The organism is Paenibacillus arenilitoris (assembly GCF_014705655.1).
Classification (GTDB): domain Bacteria; phylum Bacillota; class Bacilli; order Paenibacillales; family Paenibacillaceae; genus Pristimantibacillus; species Pristimantibacillus arenilitoris.
This window is the reverse complement of the sequence record NZ_JACXIY010000012.1, coordinates 185,773-203,904: the sequence shown is the minus strand read 5'-3', so window position 1 is coordinate 203,904 and position 18,132 is coordinate 185,773. Positions and strand designations below refer to the sequence as shown.

14 protein-coding genes are annotated in these 18,132 nt (G+C 60.7%); 5 read left to right on the top strand and 9 right to left on the bottom strand.

What is annotated here, in order from left to right:
- The coding region (locus IDH41_RS10075; protein ID WP_190860597.1) for a hypothetical protein at window positions 1-255 on the bottom strand (255 nt) is incomplete at its 3' end.
- Entirely contained in the window at window positions 225-1,694 is a 1,470-nt protein-coding gene (locus IDH41_RS10070; protein WP_190860595.1) for a DUF4153 domain-containing protein, read from the bottom strand. The genes IDH41_RS10070 and IDH41_RS10075, both read right to left, overlap by 31 nt.
- 166 nt (window positions 1,695-1,860) lie before the next feature.
- Here IDH41_RS10070 and IDH41_RS10065 point away from each other — a divergent pair, with 166 nt between their 5' ends.
- Together IDH41_RS10065 and thpR are read left to right on the top strand one after the other, a co-directional pair.
- The gene (locus tag IDH41_RS10065) at window positions 1,861-3,660 is read left to right on the top strand and encodes an ABC transporter substrate-binding protein (protein ID WP_190860593.1); all 1,800 of its coding nucleotides are present in this window, start codon (window positions 1,861-1,863) and stop codon (window positions 3,658-3,660) included.
- A gap of 39 nt (window positions 3,661-3,699) precedes the next feature.
- Complete coding sequence (gene thpR, locus IDH41_RS10060; RefSeq protein ID WP_190860591.1) at window positions 3,700-4,281, top strand: RNA 2',3'-cyclic phosphodiesterase; 582 nt, start codon at window positions 3,700-3,702, stop codon at window positions 4,279-4,281.
- A 68-nt stretch (window positions 4,282-4,349) separates the two neighbouring features.
- Here thpR and IDH41_RS10055 read toward each other — a convergent pair whose 3' ends face one another.
- The 5 genes from IDH41_RS10055 to map all read right to left on the bottom strand — a co-directional run bounded on the left by IDH41_RS10055 (window position 4,350) and on the right by map (window position 9,337).
- Window positions 4,350-5,468 carry a GerAB/ArcD/ProY family transporter gene (locus IDH41_RS10055; RefSeq protein WP_190860589.1) on the bottom strand — a complete coding sequence of 373 codons (1,119 nt, stop codon included), beginning with the start codon at window positions 5,466-5,468 and terminating at the stop codon, window positions 4,350-4,352.
- A gap of 13 nt (window positions 5,469-5,481) precedes the next feature.
- Complete coding sequence (locus IDH41_RS10050; RefSeq protein WP_190860588.1) at window positions 5,482-5,727, bottom strand: hypothetical protein; 246 nt, start codon at window positions 5,725-5,727, stop codon at window positions 5,482-5,484.
- Window positions 5,728-5,751: 24 nt separating this feature from the next.
- Window positions 5,752-6,897, bottom strand: coding sequence for a Ger(x)C family spore germination protein (locus IDH41_RS10045; protein ID WP_190860586.1), 1,146 nt, complete (start codon window positions 6,895-6,897; stop codon window positions 5,752-5,754).
- A gap of 32 nt (window positions 6,898-6,929) precedes the next feature.
- Entirely contained in the window at window positions 6,930-8,504 is a 1,575-nt protein-coding gene (locus tag IDH41_RS10040; RefSeq protein ID WP_317890717.1) for a spore germination protein, read from the bottom strand.
- 89 nt (window positions 8,505-8,593) lie between these two features.
- Window positions 8,594-9,337: a type I methionyl aminopeptidase gene (gene map / locus IDH41_RS10035; RefSeq protein ID WP_190860584.1), complete on the bottom strand. Its 744-nt coding sequence runs from the start codon at window positions 9,335-9,337 to the stop codon at window positions 8,594-8,596.
- A 115-nt stretch (window positions 9,338-9,452) separates the two neighbouring features.
- Between map and IDH41_RS10030 the strand changes: the two genes are divergently transcribed.
- Complete coding sequence (locus IDH41_RS10030; protein ID WP_190860582.1) at window positions 9,453-9,851, top strand: DUF2500 domain-containing protein; 399 nt, start codon at window positions 9,453-9,455, stop codon at window positions 9,849-9,851.
- Between the two features lie 82 nt (window positions 9,852-9,933).
- Here the strand turns inward: IDH41_RS10030 and IDH41_RS10025 are convergent, their stop codons facing one another.
- Window positions 9,934-10,908 carry an aldo/keto reductase gene (locus IDH41_RS10025; protein ID WP_190860580.1) on the bottom strand — a complete coding sequence of 325 codons (975 nt, stop codon included), beginning with the start codon at window positions 10,906-10,908 and terminating at the stop codon, window positions 9,934-9,936.
- Window positions 10,909-12,030: 1,122 nt separating this feature from the next.
- Window positions 12,031-13,392 (bottom strand): FAD-dependent oxidoreductase, encoded by a 1,362-nt coding sequence (locus IDH41_RS10020; protein WP_190860578.1) that lies wholly within the window; start codon window positions 13,390-13,392, stop codon window positions 12,031-12,033.
- A gap of 101 nt (window positions 13,393-13,493) precedes the next feature.
- Between IDH41_RS10020 and IDH41_RS10015 the strand changes: the two genes are divergently transcribed.
- A complete protein-coding gene (locus IDH41_RS10015) occupies window positions 13,494-14,546 on the top strand; it encodes a LacI family DNA-binding transcriptional regulator (protein ID WP_190860576.1) in 1,053 nt (350 codons plus the stop codon).
- Window positions 14,547-14,685: 139 nt separating this feature from the next.
- Window positions 14,686-17,997, top strand: a complete 3,312-nt coding sequence (locus IDH41_RS10010) for a DEAD/DEAH box helicase (RefSeq protein ID WP_190860574.1) — start codon at window positions 14,686-14,688, stop codon at window positions 17,995-17,997.
- The last annotated feature ends 135 nt before the right edge of the window (window positions 17,998-18,132 follow it).

Below are 18,132 nucleotides of genomic sequence, written 5' to 3'. Positions count from 1 at the left end.
GGGGCGCGAGGCGGCGGGGACGCCGGGACGCCCGCCCCGGTTACCGAGGCGCGCGCAGCTTGGTCCGCCGATGTCGAGCAGCCAGCCGGTCGGCTTATGCTTGCCGGACGCCGCCAGCCGGACGAGAGAGAGCGGCAAACCGATCATCGCAGGCGCCGCCGGAAGGCAGCGGTCCGTCAGGGGATTTTCGACATCGAAAAAATCTCTCCTTCCCGCGAGCCGCCTTAATCCGCCCGCTCCTTCGACAAATTCCACGACTGCCACTTGCCGCCGGCTCGCGCCTCATTCCGCATGTTCCGGACGATCTCGTCCAGCCCTGCGAGCTCGGGATGCTTCGCTTGCAGCTTCCGCAGCGCCGGCGCGGCATCGGCCGACAGCGTGCCGAGGTAGGCCAGGTCGATTTTGCCCGTTCTCTCGTACCGCTCGATGTTCGTGCTTGCGATGCGGGCATCCAGGTTCGCGTAGTTCATCAGCACGTACGCGGCGATGGAGACGCCGATATACACCTTCGCCATCGAGAAGCGCTCCTTCCAGATGCGAAGCATGGCGACGGCCAGCAGGACGCCGAGGTAAATCATGAAGCCGTGCACGAGCAAGCGGGAATGGGTGAAGCCGTAGGCCTCCTCGTAGAGGGACAGGCGGCTGTAGGCGGACGCGAGCATCACCATCGTGCAGCCGATCAGGACGGTGAGCGAGAGCTTCCGCACCAGCTCGGCCGCCCCGCCGGTACGGCGAATCAGGTGAAGGCCGCCCATCAACAGGCCGATGTTGATCAGCGCGACCATGATCAGCTCCGCGAAGCCTCTGCGCGCATATTCGGCATAGGCCGAGCCTTCCGGCAGCAGCCCGCTTGCCGCGCCGAACAAATAAGAAAATTGAATGACGACGAACAGCACGTATACGGCATTGATGCTGACCAGCAGCGTGCCAGCCGTAACCGGGTCGATCGTCGTGCTCGCCGTTCCCGCCGAGGGCTCTGCGGCATCGCCGGCGGGAGCGGCCAGCCCGTTCTCCGACGGCTTGCGGAACAACAACCCCCAAATGTAGCAAAAGGCGTACAGCATGAAGAAGGCGGCGACAAAAAGCCGGAAAAAGCCGTCTCCGACCGAGAAGCGGCCGAACGCCTCCAACAGCTCGACGATCCACGAGAAAAATATTTCATCCGCCGATGCGAGCAGGGAGACGACCACGACCAGAATCGGAGCCGCGAGCACGAGTCCCAGCGTGATTTTGCCGGCATTGCCTTTGAGTGCCCCCGTCTCCTCCCCGCGGTTCCCCTTCAACCGGTCGGCGAGCAAGGAGAAAGGAACCCCCAAAGCGGTGATCGGCTTGATCAAGCTCAAATACAGCAAATCCGCATAGAAGACGCCCCTGTACCACGGCTTCGCGCTGCTGCGCGTAAGCAGAACCGTCTGCGCGACGACGAGCGCGAAGATTGCCGGTCCGTTCAGCGCCCGGAAGAAGTCGTTGTCATAGACGGCGTAGGATAAGGACAGCAGTGCAACCGGGACGAACAGCAGCCAGCCGGAGCTGAGCTGGCCCCGCCATTTCTCGAAGCCTCCGATTCTCCCCTTCACGGAATAGAAGAACAAGCCGTAGAAGCCGAGCACGAAGACGAGCACCGACACGCCCGGCTCGGCGCCCACGAATAAATATTGGCTCAGCAGTCCGAACAATAAGGCAAGCAAAAGCATTCTTTCGTACCTTTTTTGCCATGGCGCCGGATCTCTCATAATCGTTTCACTCCATCATCACCCTCGGTTTGTTAATTTCCTCCTTTTATTGTAACCTAGAAAACAAGAACAAAAAGTGTAAGTTATAACCGGGAAATTTCATATTTTAAAGGCTGGGGTTGACGATATGAAAATTCGCAGGCATTACTTGGCGATCCGGCTCGCCTACCCGGATATTCAGGAGGATTCCCCGTTCGAGGTGACGACGCAGGAGCTCGCGGATCTGCTGGAATGCACGCATCGCAATATGGTATTGCTGCTCAAGCGAATGCAGCAGGAGAACTGGCTCGCCTGGACGCCGAAGCGCGGCCGCGGCAACCGCTCCGCCTTGACCTTCCTGGCGGGCAAGGAGCAGATCGCGCTGCTCGAGGCGCAGGAGCTGATGCAGAAGCAGGATCTCCATTCGGCTCTCGAGCTGCTCGGGCAGCTGGACGAATCGACGAAGCTCCGCGGGCAATTCCAGGAGTGGCTGTCCGGCCAGTTCGGCTTCCACTCCGACAGGCAGGGCAAGCGGCGCACCGATATTTTGCGGTTCCCTCTGCCGCAGACGATCTATTCCCTCGACCCGGCGGCCATTCATTACATGGGGGAGTCGCATCTCGTCAATCAGCTCTTCGACGGGCTCGTGCGGATCGATCCGAAGGGCGGACAGCTGTCGCCCCATCTCGCGCATGCGTGGGAGGTGGACGAATCGCGGACGATGTGGACCTTCTACCTCCGCAAAGGAGTGCTGTTCCACCACGGCCGGGAGCTGGATTCGTCCGACGTCAAATATTCGCTGGGACGGCTCCGGACGCTGAACCCGCACGGTTTGTACGGCTGGACTTATTCCGGCATCGCCGCCATGGACACGCCCGACGACACGACGATCCGCATCCGGCTCGCCGAGCGCAACGAAGCTTTCCTGTCCTTCCTGGCGACGAACCGGGCTTCGATCGTGCCGCAGGACGCCTGCGAGGCGGCGGGCGGGCGATTCGGGGCGAGCCCGGTCGGAACGGGTCCGTTCCGGCTTGCGGGCAAGGAGCAGGGCGTCTGGATTCTCGAAGCGTTCGCCCCGTATTTTCGCGGGCGGGCGTTTCTCGACCGCGTCGAAATATGGACGGTTGCGGAGAGCGACGGCCAGGACGGCGGCGCGGAGCTGCAATCGTTCCAAATCATGCACAACGCGAGGCTGTCGGACGCGGCGGCGCAGCGGTGGCAGCAGGTGCGGCAATCGGGCATGACCTGCAAGTTCATTACGGCGAACGAGCATGAAGGAAGCCTGCTCGCCAGCCCGGCGCTGCGGGCGGCGATCGACCGCGCGATCGGGCGGGACGAGCTGCTCCGGCTGCTGTCCGGCGACGTGATCGAGCGCGTGGACAGCTTCTGGCCGCGGCAGACGGACGGCGGCGCGGACGAAGCCGGCGCGGGCGAAGCCGGGGCGGATTCGCGCAGCGCGGAGGAGCTGCTCGCCGCCGCGGGCTATACCGGCGAGACGCTGACGCTCGCGACGATTCCGCAATACGAGGCGGACGCGCGCATCATCCGGCAAGTATGCGCCGGCAGCGGCGTGAATATCGAAATCAGCCTCATCGACGCGGAGCGGTTCAAAGGGACGGCGCGCATGTCCGCCGACCTGCTGCTCTTCGCCGTCATGCTGGACGAGCACCGGGAGCTGCGGCTGATCGACCTGTTCAAGAGCATGCAGCAGCATGCGACCCCGGAGACGCAGGACATGCTCGAGGCCGGCATCCGGCACATTCTCGCGGAGCCGGATCCGCTGCGCCGCAGCGAAATCTTCCAGCGAGTCGAAGCGGAGCTGAAGGAGCGGCACAGCCTCCTATTCCTGTACCGCAAGCAGCTGAAGACCGCGTTCCACCCGTCCGTGCGCGGCATATCGCTGGAATCGCTCGGCTGGGTCCGCTTTCGGGATATTTGGTTTACGTAACGGCCATATTGAATGGTAAAAGAAGGAGGGACGAGCCTCATGAACCGATCCGCGCCTAATAGCGATACGATGCGCCTGTTCGTCGCCGTTCCGATACCGGCGGACATCGCGGGGGAATTAAAGGAATGGACAGACCGCGCGAGAAGCCGGCTGCCCTTCCGCAAATGGACGCACCCGCAGGATTATCATATTACGCTTCAATTTCTGGGCGATACGTCCGCCTCGGCCGTCGGCGCTCTGCACGAAGCGCTGCGCGGCGTCCGCGGCGGCCCCTTCCCGCTCCGCTTGGACGGAGCCGGCACCTTCGGCTCCCCCCCTGCCGCTCCCCGCGTGCTGTGGGCGGCGGTCATCGGCGGGCGGGATGCGCTGACCGCCCTCCATCTGTCGGTGGCGCAGGCAACGCTTCCCCTTGGCTTCGCCAAGGAAGAGCGGCCCTATTCCCCGCATGTCACGCTGGCAAGAGGCTATGCGGGAGGGAGCGTCCCGATGCCGCCAGGTGCGGTCGCGGATGCGCCGAGAGGCGCGCGGTGGGAAGCGGACCGGTTCGTGCTCATGCGCACCCATATGCACGCCTCGCCGATGTACGAGTCGATCGGCGAATATACGCTAGTCAAGCCTTGAAACGCGGCTCAGGACGAAACCGAAAAAAACGAACGCCGGCCTAACGCGCCTGCGTTCGTTTTTGCTTTTTATCCCCCTTGATTTTTATCCCCCTTGATTGCCGCAATGACGGCCAGCAGCACGAGCGGGACGGCAAACCCGGCCGACGCCCATACCGGATGCAGCACCGTTACGGTTCCGACCCATTCCGACACGCCGTCAAAGTCGACGAGTCCCATCAGGAAGCCGATGAGCGCGAGCGGCATGACCAGCACCCGATAATCCTTCATGCCGAGCAGCTGGCTTAAAAAGAGACTGAGCACGAACAGGGTGATCGTTACCTTCATATACGAGCCCAGAATAAGCGACATGCCGATGATCGACTCCATCCGCTGGACGATTTCCTGAAATTCGACGACCCTTGCCAAGGAGTACAGAACGTAAGGCCTCTCCCCCGCTTCGAGTCCGAAAATCATAATGGCGCACAGCGTCGTTCCGCACAACGTCACGATATTAAGCAATAAGGTGATCGCCATCGTTCGGGGCAATTTGTTCGCCGATTGTTTGTGCACGAACGGCAGCAGCATCCCGAACAGGAACACCTCGACATACGGAAAGCCGAACGAGAAATAAGCGCCGTGCAGCACCGGCTTGATGCCTTCGGGCATAATGGGCAGCAGCAGGGACGGATCGTAATCGGGCAGGCCGACGACCAGGACGAATAACAGAAAAAAAGCCGACGTAAACATGATCAGCGTGAACATCCTGGCCATCACCTCAAGCCCCGCCCTCGCGCTTAAAGCCGCGATTATGAAGATCATGATCGTGAAGGCGTAAATCGGGGTCTCCCTCAGCATGGAGCTGATCATGAACAAGCCGACGTCGACGACGATCGCCGACTGCATTTGCAGCAGGAACGTGATCGCGACAACGGACAGGACGGCGGTGAGAGCCGGTCCGATCAGCTTGCGGCTGTACTGCACGAAGGTCAGCTCCGGAAATCGCCGGTGCAAATACAGAACGCAGCCGAGCATGCAGAAGCCGAGCCCTCCCGACAGCAGGAGGGACAGCCAGGCGCCGTTCCCGGCTTTGCCGATGAGCGGTCCCGGTATATTGATGATGGAGGAGCCGGTCATAAACACAAAGAACAGCACTCCCATCTGAAAATGGCTTACCGCGCGGTTGTCGATGCCGATCGCCTCCCTCATCCTCCCGGACAGTCTAATCCTTCACGTTCAAATAGCCTTCGATCGCCCGCGCGAGATCGCCGATGACAAGGTCGATCGCCATATGAAAATCCGGCCAATCCTTATTTAACGCATAATCGGCCCCCATATACAAGGAAACCAGCAGCAGCACCGAATAAATCAGCTTGTCCCGTTTGCTTATTCGGTTGCGCCATTTCAGCCCGTCGTACAGCAGCATGCCGCCGAACGCGACAACCAGTACGGTCAGCCTCTCCGCCATATCCTCAACTTCCTTCTCGCCGTCTTAAACGGCCGGCTTGCCGATCGTCGTCCCGCTTGTCATGAGCCGGAGCTTGACCTCGAATTGAAAAGGGATCGCCGCGAATTGCCGGCCCCAGTCCTTCTCCATCTTCTTCCACATGCCCGGATTTTTGCGGTAGATCTTGTTGCCGATCCCGATGACGTCCATTTGATTCTTCTGCAAAAAGGAGATGGCGCTCTCCAGCTGCTTCTTCACCGCCTGCTCCACCTTGCCAAGGTAAGCCGCTTCGTCTTCAAGGGTGACGATCTTCGTGCATTTCAGTTCGCCGATCGAAACATTTCCTTCGACCGCGACGCTGACGGACGTCCTGCCGTCCTTGACGCCCGGCCTCGCTTTCACATTCAGTGAGAGCACCTCGACGGTCTCCATTTCCTTCGTGCTGCCCTCGCAAGGGAACTCCACGATGCCCGATTTGTACTTATTCCTCAGCATGAGCAGCCCCTCCACTTTGCTCGCCGGCATGACCGTCTTCATGACCCCGTTCTTGAACAGAGCCAGACCCGCGGCGGAGAACATATTTTTATCCTCCTTGCTTTCGTAGACGTAGGCCACGGCCGCGTCGCGCGTCGCGCCCTTCGACTCCAGCATGAACTTCAGCAAGGAGGTATCCACCGTTTTGGCGGAGTTCTTGTACGACGCTTCCTCCGTTCGCAGGAACTGCTGCGCCGACGTCTGTTCGATGAGCGGCTTCTTCTCCAGCAGGTCGGCGGCGCGCCCCTTCGAGATCATGAGGGAGACGCTGCTCCGCGGCTCGTGATCCCGGTAAAATAAATCAAGCAGCTTGCCGAGCGGCATCGTCCTGGCGAGCCGCTCGCCGACGATGATGACCCGCAAATGACTCCATTGCGCCTTGCGGCCGAGATGCAGCGGAATATCGCGGATCGCTTCGTTGACGGTGTCGTCGCTCGTCTTAATATTGATGCTGGACACGCCCGTAGCCGTCGTTTTGTTCATATCGACGGAAGCCGGGCGGTAAACTTGCGTCAGCATATCGATTTTGCCGGTTTTGCCCAGATCGAGCGCGACCCCCATGACGAAGCCGCGGTCGGTCAGCTCGTACTTGCTCCAGCAGCCGGGCAGCAGCAGCAGGGCGGCCGCCAGCCCGAGCAGCGTCAGCGTCCTGCCCATCCTTCCCGCCATCCGTACGCGCAGCCTCGCCATCAGTTCACCGGCTTTCTCTTGTGCAAATCCCGGGGCGTATGGAGCAGCTTCTTCAGCGGAATGCGCACCAAGACATCGCGCAGCTCCTTCCACCTGAACGGGGCGAGCGGTGCCAAATAAGGCTGCCCGAGCGTGCGCAGCTGACAGAGATGAAGCAGGATGAACAAGAAGCAGATCATCATCCCGAAGCCGCCCAGTACGGCCGCGCTGACCATGAGCGGAAACCGGAGGATGCGCAGCGAAATCGCGATATTGTATTGCGGAATGGAGAAGGAGGCGATGCCCGTCAAAGCAACCACGATGACCATGATGGGCGACGCGATGCCGGCGCTGATGGCGGCGTCTCCGATAACGAGCGCGCCGACGATGCTGACCGCCGAGCCGACCGGCCTCGGCAGCCGGACCCCGGCCTCGCGCATCAGCTCGAAGAAGAACTCCATCAGCAGCGCTTCGAAGAAGGCGGGCAGCGGAATGCCCTCCCGCGCGTTAAGAACGGCAAGCAGCAGCACCGTCGGGATCAGTTCGGGATGGAACGTCGACAACGCAATATAGACGCTCGGCAGCGTGAGCGCGATAATAAACGCGATGATCCGCAGCCAGCGGACCAGCGTCGAGATGAGCGTGCGCTGGTAGTAGTCCTCGCTGGACTGGAAAAATTCGGTGAAGAGCCCCGGGCATAACAAAATGCCGCCCGTCCCCTGTACGAGAATCGCGATTTTGCCGGCCAGCATGCCCGCCACGGCCATGTCGGTCCGCTCCGTATACCGGTGCTGCGGGAAAGGCGAATACGAGGAATCCTCGATAAGCTGCTCGATATAGGAGGTCTCCAATATTTCAACCTCCTCGATCTGCTCGATCCTCTTCTTGAATTCCGTCAGCATCTCCTGGTCTACGACATCCTCGATATAGCCGTAGGCGACCGACGTCTTCGTATTGCCTCCGGCCGTGAGCAGCACGATTTTGAACTTCGGCGTTTTCAGCCGCAGGCGGAGCAGGCCGAGGTTTTTTTGCAAATTTTCGACCGTGCTCTCCCGGGGGCCCTGCACGACCGACTCGTTGACCGATTCGCTGACCTGCCGTGTTTCGACGGACTGCGCTTTGAAGGATAACCCTTTATTCCATTGATCGAAAAAAATAACCAATCGCCCGTTCGCGATATGCTCGACCATCCGCTCTATATCCGCGAGAACGGACGCCTTCTTCCCCGACACGCCGTCGTGCTCGAAAAAAGCGCGTACTTCCTCGGGCTTGACCTCCATGCCGGGACCGATTTCGTGCGTGACCATGTCCTGCAGCGTAATCTTCATATAGTTGACGGTATCTTCCTGGACGAGAGACTCGTAATAGATCGAGCAGGCCTCGTGCTTCAATTCGGGACCGTAATTCCAATGCTTGAAGACGATATCGGAGCTGCCGCCGAAAATTGTTTTCATATAATCGATATTTTGGGACAGCTGCTCGGAAATCGGATATTGCGGGCCGTCCGAACGCTTCCTGCTTTTGCGCAGCGACCCGTCCGCCGTTGAAGAATCCGAATGCGGGAATCCGCTTGGGTTGTCCGTCACTTGTATCACCTGGCTTCATCTTGGAAGTAATTTTTATCCAGTATGGCCCTCGCGGAGCACCCCTATACAAGCTTCCCTTAGACGGCGGCAACGCCGGTTCAAGCCACCGTCAAGATGATCGGCTTATCCCTCGTAATGATAATCGTATGCTCGTGCTGAGCCGCGAATGTGCGGTCCGGCGTAACGAGCGTCCAGCCGTCGCCCGTCCCCACGACATGCTCCGCGCCGGTCGTCAGGAACGGCTCGATCGTAATGACCAGCCCCTCCCGCAGCACCCGCTTGTCGTTTTTGTTGTAGACGGACGGGATTTGCGGCCATTCGTGCACCTTGCGGCCCACGCCGTGGCTGCACAAATCCTCGATGACCTTGTAGCCGCCCCGCTTCGCCTCGCGCTGCACGATGCGGCCGACCTCGTTGATTTTGACGCCGTGCTTCAGCGCCCCGATCACCTTCATCATCGTCTCGTGCGTATAATCGCACAGCCGCACGATCGCTTCGTCGTAAGGCGGCAGCTGGAACGAATGGCCCGTGTCCGCGACGTACCCGTCCTTCTCCGCGCAGACGTCGATGTTGACGAGGTCGCCTGGCGCCAGCTTTCTCTCGCCCGGCAAGCCGTGCGCCACCTCGTCGTTTACGCTGATGCATGTATAGCCGGGGAACTGGTAGTCGCGCTTCGGCGCCGATACGGCTCCGCGGCTTTGCAGCAGCTGTCCGCCGAATTCATCCAATTCCTTCGTCGTCATGCCGGGGCGCGCCGCCTTCTTCATTTCCTGCATCGTCTGCGCGACGATTCTGCCTATCTCTTTCAATCCTTCAACATCCTTTTCCGAGCCTACTGTCATTATGATTCTCCTCTCTTCTTTGCGGTCGATTGGCGGCCGGTGCAACTCCTCCGCCGCTTTCGCGTATACTTTTTTTAGCCTGCAAAAACAGAAACCGATGGAGGGAGCAACGCGCATGAATGGATTCGGTCCGTCTTTTGGCGGAGGGTTCGACCTGATGTTCACGATCGGCCCCATTTTTATCGTTATCGTATTCGTCCTCATTATAGGAGGCATTCTCTACAGCGTATTCACCCATTTTAAAAATGCGAGCGCGCCCAGGGAAAGCAGCTACGCCCGCATCGTCTCCAAGCGCATGGAGGTAAGAAGCCATACTAATCATCATCACCAGCATAACGGCATCGGCCATATGTCCAATTCTTCACGCACGTATTACTATATTACGCTTGAATTCGACAACGGCCAGCGCAAGGAGTACCTGGACGTGAAGAACCTGTACGGCCTCGTCGTCGAAGGCGACGCCGGCTACGCCGCCACGCAGGGCGACTGGATCGTCGCCTTCGAGCGGATGTGAGGCGCCGCAGCGAGTACGTCCCATCGACATGAGCCACTTCCTCGCCGAAGCTGCGTCGAATAAGCGTCAGGCCGAGGCCGGCTTAGGGCAGCCGGTAGACCGCAAACGGCTCCCCGCTGCGGAACGGTCGGCTAACGGCGTCCAGCGCCTCCAAGGTCCCGTCCTTAAGCGTTAGCGACGCGCTGTTCAAATTCTCTTCAAGCTGCTCCGCCCGGGTCGCGCCGACGATGACCGTCGACACGGCCGGCTGATGCATGAGCCAGGAGAGCGACAGGACGCCCGGGCTGCAGCCAACGCCTTCCGCCAGCTTCCGGACGCTTTCGCCGAGGGCGATCGACCGGTCGTTCACGAACCTCGCGAAGTTCGGGTCGGTCTGCGCTCGCGAGCCTGGCGGAGCTTTGTCCCCGCCGCCGTATTTCCCCGACAAAATCCCGCCCGCGAGCGGAAAGTACGGGATAATGCCGACGCCCTGGTCGAGGCACATCGGGACAAGTTCGTTCTCCGGCGTCCGGTCTGCGAGCGAGTAGCTCGTCTGCGTCGACACGAAGCGGTTCAACCCGAGCCTGTCGCTGATGCCGACGGCCTTCATGAGCTCCCACGCGCAATAGTTCGAGGCGCCGATGTAACGGACCTTGCCGGAGCGGACCATGTCGTCGAGCGCGCGAAGCGTCTCCTCCAGCGGCGTCTCCGGATCGAAGGTATGGATTTGATACAGATCGACATAGTCGGTGCGAAGCCGCTTCAGGCTGTTCTCGAGCTCCGCCTGCAGATGGTAACGCGAGGAGCCGCGCTCGTTCGGCCCTCCGCCTTTGACAAGCCCCGCTTTGGTAGCCAGCACGACGTCGTGCCGCTTTCCCTCGAGCGCTTGGCCGATTATTTTCTCCGATTCCGTGCCTGCGTAAATATTGGCGGTATCGATGAAGTTGATGCCGTTATCGATGGCGCAATGAAGGATGCGCCGCGACGCTTCGAAGTCGGCCCGCTTGCCGAACGAATTCGTGCCGAGACCGAGCGCGGATACTTTCAGCCCGCTGCCGCCCAGACGCCGGTATTGCATAATGATCAGCCCCCTTGGTCTGCCGTTTGTTCAATACTCCCTATTATAACGCTGTCCCTCCGAACGGTCTAACCCGGGAATCGGTACGGCGCTTCCATATGACTGCACTGCCGGAGGCCCCCCGCCTACCCGCGCACTTTACCAGAGTGCGGCAGTTAGTCGGATGGATTACAAGCAGAAATGGCAGGCGGGCTTTGACTGTACTTTATCCAAGCAAAACCCGGTTCGGGCGCGAGTAACTTACGTTTGATTGGATTTTATGCAGGCTAATGAGCTTTCAGCGTGCCCGAATAGCCGATTTTCGGCGATTTGACTGGATGGAATCCAGTCAAACGCCTCTCGGGGCATTGTCGTGCGAGGTTTGACTGGATGGAATCCAGTCAAACGCCTCCAGAACGTTGTCGTGCGAGGATTAATTGGCATGAAATACAGGAAAAATTTGTTAGGCTCGTTTGAGGGGCAAGTTTGATTCGAGTAAATAGATTTCTTCTTCTATTCTGCCATTTTTGACTTCTCCCGCATTCGCTATTCTTCTTTTGTTCATTAGAAAATGGCAGGCGGGCTTTGACTGTACTTTATCCAAGCAAAACCCGGTTCGGGCGCGAGTAACTTACGTTTGATTGGATTTTATGCAGGCTAATGAGCTTTCAGCGTGACCGAATAGCCGATTTTCGGCGATTTGACTGGATGGAATCCAGTCAAACGCCTCTCGGGGCGTTGTCGTGCGAGGTTTGACTGGATGGAATCCAGTCAAACGCCTCCCGGGGTGTTGTTGATCGAGGTTTGGTTGGATGAAGTACAGGCAAAATTTGTTTGGCTCTTTTGAGAGGCAGGTTCGATTCGAATAACTAGATTTGTTCATACGAGGGGGCAAGTTTGATTCGAGTAACATTCCTGAGTTCATTTGAGAGACAAGTTCGTTTGGAGTGGGCAAAACCTGTCAGCCGAATACCGACCGTTCGGGGCGATTCCATAGAACGAGTCGGCGCGAAATGTCCGATCAAACGCAAAGAAGGCGCACGGAATCCCGTCCACCTTCTTTGCACAGCCTTCCGTGCGCTGCCGTTCCGGTCGGCACCTGACCGTCGCCAGGCCCGTGCCGGATTTGCCGCCGCTATTCGTTCACGCCTCCACGCCCAAGCGCCGATGGACGTCCTCGCCGAGCCAGGCGCCCTGCCGGACGAGCAGCGTCTGCAGCCGGTCGACCGGCACCTGCCGCGATGTCTGCCCGGCGGCGCCGGCCATATAGGCCGCGGTTCCCGCCGCCTGCCCCATCGCGAAGCAGTTCGGCATGACGCGCAGCGAGCCCTGCACGACGCGGTCGGAGGAAGCCGCGCGGCCGGCAACCCACAGGTTGTCGATGCCGACGGGCAGCAGGGAGCGGTAAGGCACGCCGTGCGACTTGCCCTGCGGCAGGCGGCGGATCGTCACCTGATCCTTCGAGGTCGCCATATGGATATCGATAAAATACGCGTTTCTGGCGATATCGTCCTCGAAGCCCCGCATGTCGAGGAAATCCTCCTGGACCAAGACGTAATCGCCGACGATTCTGCGCGTCTCCCGAATGCCGAGCTGCTCGCCCGTCGACACCAGGTGCGCCTTCTCAAACCCCGGCACATACTTGCGCAAAAACGCGATTTGCGTCTGGACGCCCTTGCGCCCCTCGATCGCGCCCCGCGTCAAATCCTCCGCCTTCGTCCCGTCGACGCCGAATACGTGGCCGAAGTTAACGCCGACGAGGGATTCCGAGATCCAGGCAAAGCCCGATACCTCCTTCCTCCCTTCCGGCAGGTCGCCCGCCGCCTGCGCCGCCTGCACGGCCTTCGGAATTTGGCCGGAGTCCCCGCTTTCCTTCAAATAGCGATCGAACTGCCGGCGGTCGACGTCGGCCAGCACGTAGCACATCGTGCCGGGCTGCAGCTCGCCCTTCTCTCCGCCCTTCTGGAACGGCGCCCCGGCCAGGGCGGCGATATCCGCGTCGCCCGTCGCGTCGATGACGTTGCCGCAGGCGATGAAGGATCGGCCCGTCTTGTTCACGACGACGGCTCCCTCCACCTTCCCGCCCCGCTCGTCCATGACGATCTGGCCGACGAACGTATGGTACAGCGCTTCCGCGCCGCTTTCCAGCACGGCGTCGTCGTATACCCGCTTCAGCACCTCGGCGTCGATCGGCACCCAATCGAGCCTGTCCGCATAGCTTCGGCGGTAATCGGCGTCGCAGCTTTGCTTCATCCGCTCCAGCAGCTCAAGGCCGATCCCCCGGATAACCGGCTTCTCCCCGTCCGTGTACGGGCAGAAGGCCGGGACCAGCGCTACCGTTCCCATTCCGCCCAAAAATCCGCGCTGCTCCACAAGCAGCGTCTTCGCCCCGTTCCGGGCAGCCGCGATCGCGGCGGCGATCCCGGCCGGCCCTCCCCCGACAACGAGCACATCCACCTCACGACTGACCGGCACCTCTTGCGCCGGAAGCGTTACCGTTCTCATTCGCGTTCCCCCCGCGTTTCGTTTTTGTTCGATTTTATTATATAATTTGATGTAGCTTATATTTAGTTTCATTTTCGTTTCATTTTACGGAGGCCCCACTCATGCCCATAAAGAAAAAGATTACGCTGCAGCATATCGCGGCCGAGCTCGGGTTAACGGTCCATACCGTGTCGAAGGCGCTTCGCGGCCTGCCCGGCATGTCGGAGAGCACGCGGGCCAGCGTGCGGGAGCTCGCCCGGAAGCTGGGTTACCATACGAAGGAGCAGGAGCGGAGCGCGCTGTTCGAGCGCGTGCCGCTCTACTTCAGCCATTCGCGACGGTTCGTCTTCCTGATCGCTTCGGAGATCGGGATGTACTCGGCGCTGCACAACGCCCTGCTCGAGAGCGTGCAGCGCCGGCTCGCCGATGCCGGCCATAAGGTCGAGCTATCCTTCATTACGGATCGGCTGCGGGAGGACGAGGCGTTCGAGGCTTGGGTCGACAAAACGGGCATCGCGTTTTCGGACGGCGTTTTCATTAGTCCCAATATTCCGTATCCGGTCGAGGACAAGCTGATGGCTCTGCCCGTCCCGCGCATTCTGCTCAACTTTCCGCCCGCCATGGCCAGGGTGGACAGCGTTATTTGGAACGTGGGAGACGCGATGCGGCAATGCGTGAATTACTTGCTCGAATGCGGGCATCGCCGGTTGATGTATATCGGGGATATCGAACGGACGCGAGGCTACCGGATCAGATGGAGCTCGTTCCGCTCCACGCTCGAGGAGGCGGGAATCGCCGCCTCGCTTGAGGGCCATTTGTTCGAGACGAACGGCACGAGAGAGGAATGGGCGGCGCGCTGGCAGCGGCTCGTCGAAGCGCATAAGCCGACCGCGTTCGTCTGTACCTCGCAGGAAGCGCTCACCCGGACCTACTTGGCCTGCAGCATGACGGGGAGCGGCATACCGGAGCATTACTCGCTCGTCGCGCTCGAAGCCGAGCCCGCTCTGCGGGGCTTGCTGCCCGATATGACCAGGCCGGCGCTGCCGGTGCAGGAAACCGGCTTCCGAGCCGCCGAGCGAATGCTGTGGCGGATCGCCAACCCGTCGGCGCCGTACGAGCATATCGTGCTGCAGGGCGACCTTATTCACGGGACGACCGTAAGAAGCATCCGATAGAGCGGGGATCGGCGAAGATTGATTTTGGCGGCGGGAACATCGAAGCTTGACCATATAGGATCGGCTTGAATTTCAACGTGTAACGAGCTTATGCCCAATGGACCTGCGTCGGACGTTTACACTAGGAAGGACCGAGAACATGCACCCTCAATTGACCAACCGACTGATCAAACAGTTATGCGGCGACCTCTTCTACGCAAGGGGCGAGGCGCTTTATCGAGCGGAAGGCGTTACGCTGACGAAGACGGGGGCGGGCAGCTACGAGGCGCGCGTCATGGATATGACGCCGTGCCTCGTAAGCGTCGAGCTCGACGGAGACGGCGACGTGCAGGCGGGCTGCAGCTGCATGGCTGCCGGCAGCTATGATACGTACTGCAAGCATGTCGCCGCCGCGCTGCTCCGAATCGCGGCGACGGAAGGCGGCAGCGACCAGCCCGTCCGCAAGTTCCCTTCCCTGCTGCATCCGGAGAACCGGCCCGCCGAAGAAGAGGCGGAGGAGGGCGTCCTTACGCCCCGACGTGACCGTCATGAAAGGCAGGACGACAAGCTCGCCGGCAAGCTGCTCGGCCTGTTCGGCCGCCAAGCCTCGCCCGCGAGCGGGAGCGGGCTGCTCTATGACGCAAGAAGCCTGCTTGAAATCGAAGTAACCTGCAAGCTCTTCGAATACGGCTACCGGAAGCAAATGATCGGCATCGAGCTGAAGGTCGGTCCGAAGCGGCTGTACATCGTGCAGCGGATCCGTGAGTTCGTCGGCTGCGTCGAGCGCCGGGTGCCCTACCCCTTCTCGAAGCATTTCGTCTACGATCCCGCGCAGCACCGCTTCTCGGCGGAGGACGACGCGATCATCCGTCAGCTCGTTCAAGTGTACCGCAACGAGACGATGTACCGGGATTCGGCGGCCCGGCTCGTCAGTCCGGGAAGCCCGGCCAGCGGCGACCGCATGCTGCTCGTCCCGCCCTATTCATGGGATACGCTGCAGCCGCTGCTTCTGAAAGCTCCCTCCGTGCTGCTCGTCCACGGCGGCCGCGAGTATATCGGCATCGAGGAGTCGAACGATCCGGTTCCGCTTCGTTTCGCGTTCGATCAGGCGCAGGGCGGGGGCTATCTCATGGACGTGCAGGGGCTGGACGGACTGACCATTCTGGAAGACTACAGACTGGCGCTGGACGGAGGCAAGCTGATGAAGCTGCCGGCGGAGGAATGCAGGCGCGTGGCGGAGCTGAAGCATATGCTGGACGCGACCGGTCAAAGCCGGATTCCGATCGCGCCGGACCAAATGGAGCCGATTATGGACCGCGTCATTCCCGGCTTGATGAAGCTCGGCAGCGTGCGGATCGCGGAGTCGATCGCCGATCGGGTGCTGCAGACCGAGCTTGCGGCCAGGCTGTATTTGGACCGGGTAAGAGACCGGCTGCTGGCCGGACTGGAGTTCCAATACGGCGATATCGTCATTAATCCGCTGGAGAGCGGCGACCGGAAGCGCGGGAGCGATCGGATCCTGGTCCGCGACGGGGAGAAGGAGCGCCGCATCCTCGATCTGATGGAGCGATGCCCCTTCGCCAAGACCGAGAGCGGCTACTTCATGGAAGAGGAAGAGGCCGAGTTCGATTTTCTCCATCATGTCGTTCCCGAGCTCGAGAAGCTGCTGACGGTATACGCCACGAGCGCCGTCAAGGTGCGGGTCGTGACCAAGCATGCCCCGCCGAAGATCGTGGTCGACGTCGACGAGCGAACGGACTGGCTCGAATTCAAGTTTTCGATGGACGGGATCCCCGAATCGGAAGTTCGCAGCCTGCTGAAGTCGCTCGAGATCAAGCGCAACTATCACCGCCTGCCGGACGGCGCGCTGCTGCCGCTGGAGGGCGAAGCGTTTCTTGAAATCATCCGCTTCTTGAACGAGGTCGGCTTGCCGAAGGGCGACGTGCGCGGATCGACGTTCCGCATTCCCGCCGCGCGGGGACTGCATCTTATGGATGCGAGAGAACCCGGCAAGGCGGTGCAGCTCGGCAAGTCCTTCCGCCGCCTGCTCGAAAATATGCGCAACCCGGATCATTTGGATTTTCCCGTTCCGGACCGGTTAGCCCCGGTGCTGCGCGACTACCAGACGTACGGGTACCAATGGATGCGAACGCTCGCGCACTATCGGTTCGGCGGCATTCTCGCGGACGACATGGGGCTCGGCAAAACGGTGCAAAGCATCGCGTACGTCGTCTCGATGCTGCCGGAAATCCGGCGGCACGGGCAGCCGGCGCTCATCGTCTCGCCCGCTTCGCTTGTCTATAACTGGCGGAACGAGCTGCTGAGGTTCGCGCCCGAGGTTCGCGCCGTCATCGCGGACGGCAGCAAGCATGAGCGCAGCCGGCTGCTGAAGGATCCGGCCGGGGCGGACGTCATTCTAACTTCCTACCCGATGCTGCGCGCCGACGTCGGGATTTACACGAAGCAGTCGTACCATACGCTCATACTCGATGAGGCGCAATTTTTCAAAAACCATGCGACCCAGACGGCGCAGGCGGTGAAGGCGCTGCAGGCGAAGCACCGGTTCGCGCTTACCGGAACGCCGGTGGAGAACCGGCTCGAGGAGCTGTGGTCGATCTTCGACGCCGTGTTCCCCGAGCTGTTCCAGGACCGGCGCTCGTTCGGCGAGCTTGCCCGGGAGACGGTGGCCAGGCGCATCCGCCCGTTCCTGCTGCGGCGGCTGAAGAGCGACGTGCTGCAGGAGCTGCCGGAGAAGATCGAATCGATCCACGCGGCCGAGCTGCTGCCGGAGCAGAAGAAGCTGTACGTCGGCATGCTGGCCAAGCTGCAGCAGGAGACGGTCAAGCATCTGGACGCGGACGACTTTCAGAAGCACCGGATCAAAATTTTGGCGGGCATCACCCGGCTTCGCCAGCTGTGCTGCCACCCCTCCCTGTTCGTCGAGGACTACGCGGGGAGCTCCGCCAAGTTCGAGCAGCTGCTCGAGATCGTCGAGGAAGGCCGCGGCGCCGGCAGGAGGCTGCTCGTCTTCTCGCAGTTTACCGAGATGCTCGGCCTGATCGGGCGCGAGCTCGGCTACCGGGGCGTTCCGTATTTTTACCTGGACGGCCAGACGCCCGCCGCCGAGCGGGTCGAGCTGTGCAGCCGGTTTAACGACGGGGAGAGGGACCTGTTCCTTCTCTCCTTGAAGGCGGGCGGCACCGGGCTGAACCTGACGGGCGCCGACACTGTCGTCCTCTACGACCTGTGGTGGAACCCCGCCGTCGAGGAGCAGGCGATGGACCGCGCGCACCGCATCGGGCAGAAGAACGTCGTGCAGGTTATCCGCCTCGTCGCGCAGGGAACGGTAGAGGATAAAATGTACAACCTCCAGCAGCGCAAAAAGAGCCTGATCGACGAAATGATCAAGCCCGGCCAAGAAGCGTTGTCCTCGCTCACCGAGCAGGATATCCGGGAAATTCTGATGGTGTAAGCAGGCGGGGTCGGCGGCGGAATAGCTCGGCCGACTCCCTGATGGACGGTTGGCCCGCTATCATGGATTTCATCCAGCATGGATACTTCAAAAAGGGCCGGGAGGCCGTCTATACTGGATTTCATCCAGCGCGAG

What these genes read in the sequence shown, in the direction of transcription:
- IDH41_RS10020 (WP_190860578.1), bottom strand. Translation starts at nt 13,392, where the DNA reads ATGAGAACGGTAACGCTTCCGGCGCAAGAGGTGCCGGTCAGTCGTGAG.
- IDH41_RS10065 (WP_190860593.1), top strand. Translation starts at nt 1,861, where the DNA reads ATGAAAATTCGCAGGCATTACTTGGCGATCCGGCTCGCCTACCCGGAT.
- IDH41_RS10025 (WP_190860580.1), bottom strand. Translation starts at nt 10,908, where the DNA reads ATGCAATACCGGCGTCTGGGCGGCAGCGGGCTGAAAGTATCCGCGCTC.
- IDH41_RS10070 (WP_190860595.1), bottom strand. Translation starts at nt 1,694, where the DNA reads ATGCTTTTGCTTGCCTTATTGTTCGGACTGCTGAGCCAATATTTATTC.
- IDH41_RS10050 (WP_190860588.1), bottom strand. Translation starts at nt 5,727, where the DNA reads ATGGCGGAGAGGCTGACCGTACTGGTTGTCGCGTTCGGCGGCATGCTG.
- IDH41_RS10030 (WP_190860582.1), top strand. Translation starts at nt 9,453, where the DNA reads ATGAATGGATTCGGTCCGTCTTTTGGCGGAGGGTTCGACCTGATGTTC.
- IDH41_RS10055 (WP_190860589.1), bottom strand. Translation starts at nt 5,468, where the DNA reads ATGAGGGAGGCGATCGGCATCGACAACCGCGCGGTAAGCCATTTTCAG.
- thpR (WP_190860591.1), top strand. Translation starts at nt 3,700, where the DNA reads ATGAACCGATCCGCGCCTAATAGCGATACGATGCGCCTGTTCGTCGCC.
- IDH41_RS10045 (WP_190860586.1), bottom strand. Translation starts at nt 6,897, where the DNA reads ATGGGCAGGACGCTGACGCTGCTCGGGCTGGCGGCCGCCCTGCTGCTG.
- map (WP_190860584.1), bottom strand. Translation starts at nt 9,337, where the DNA reads ATGACAGTAGGCTCGGAAAAGGATGTTGAAGGATTGAAAGAGATAGGC.
- IDH41_RS10015 (WP_190860576.1), top strand. Translation starts at nt 13,494, where the DNA reads ATGCCCATAAAGAAAAAGATTACGCTGCAGCATATCGCGGCCGAGCTC.
- IDH41_RS10010 (WP_190860574.1), top strand. Translation starts at nt 14,686, where the DNA reads ATGCACCCTCAATTGACCAACCGACTGATCAAACAGTTATGCGGCGAC.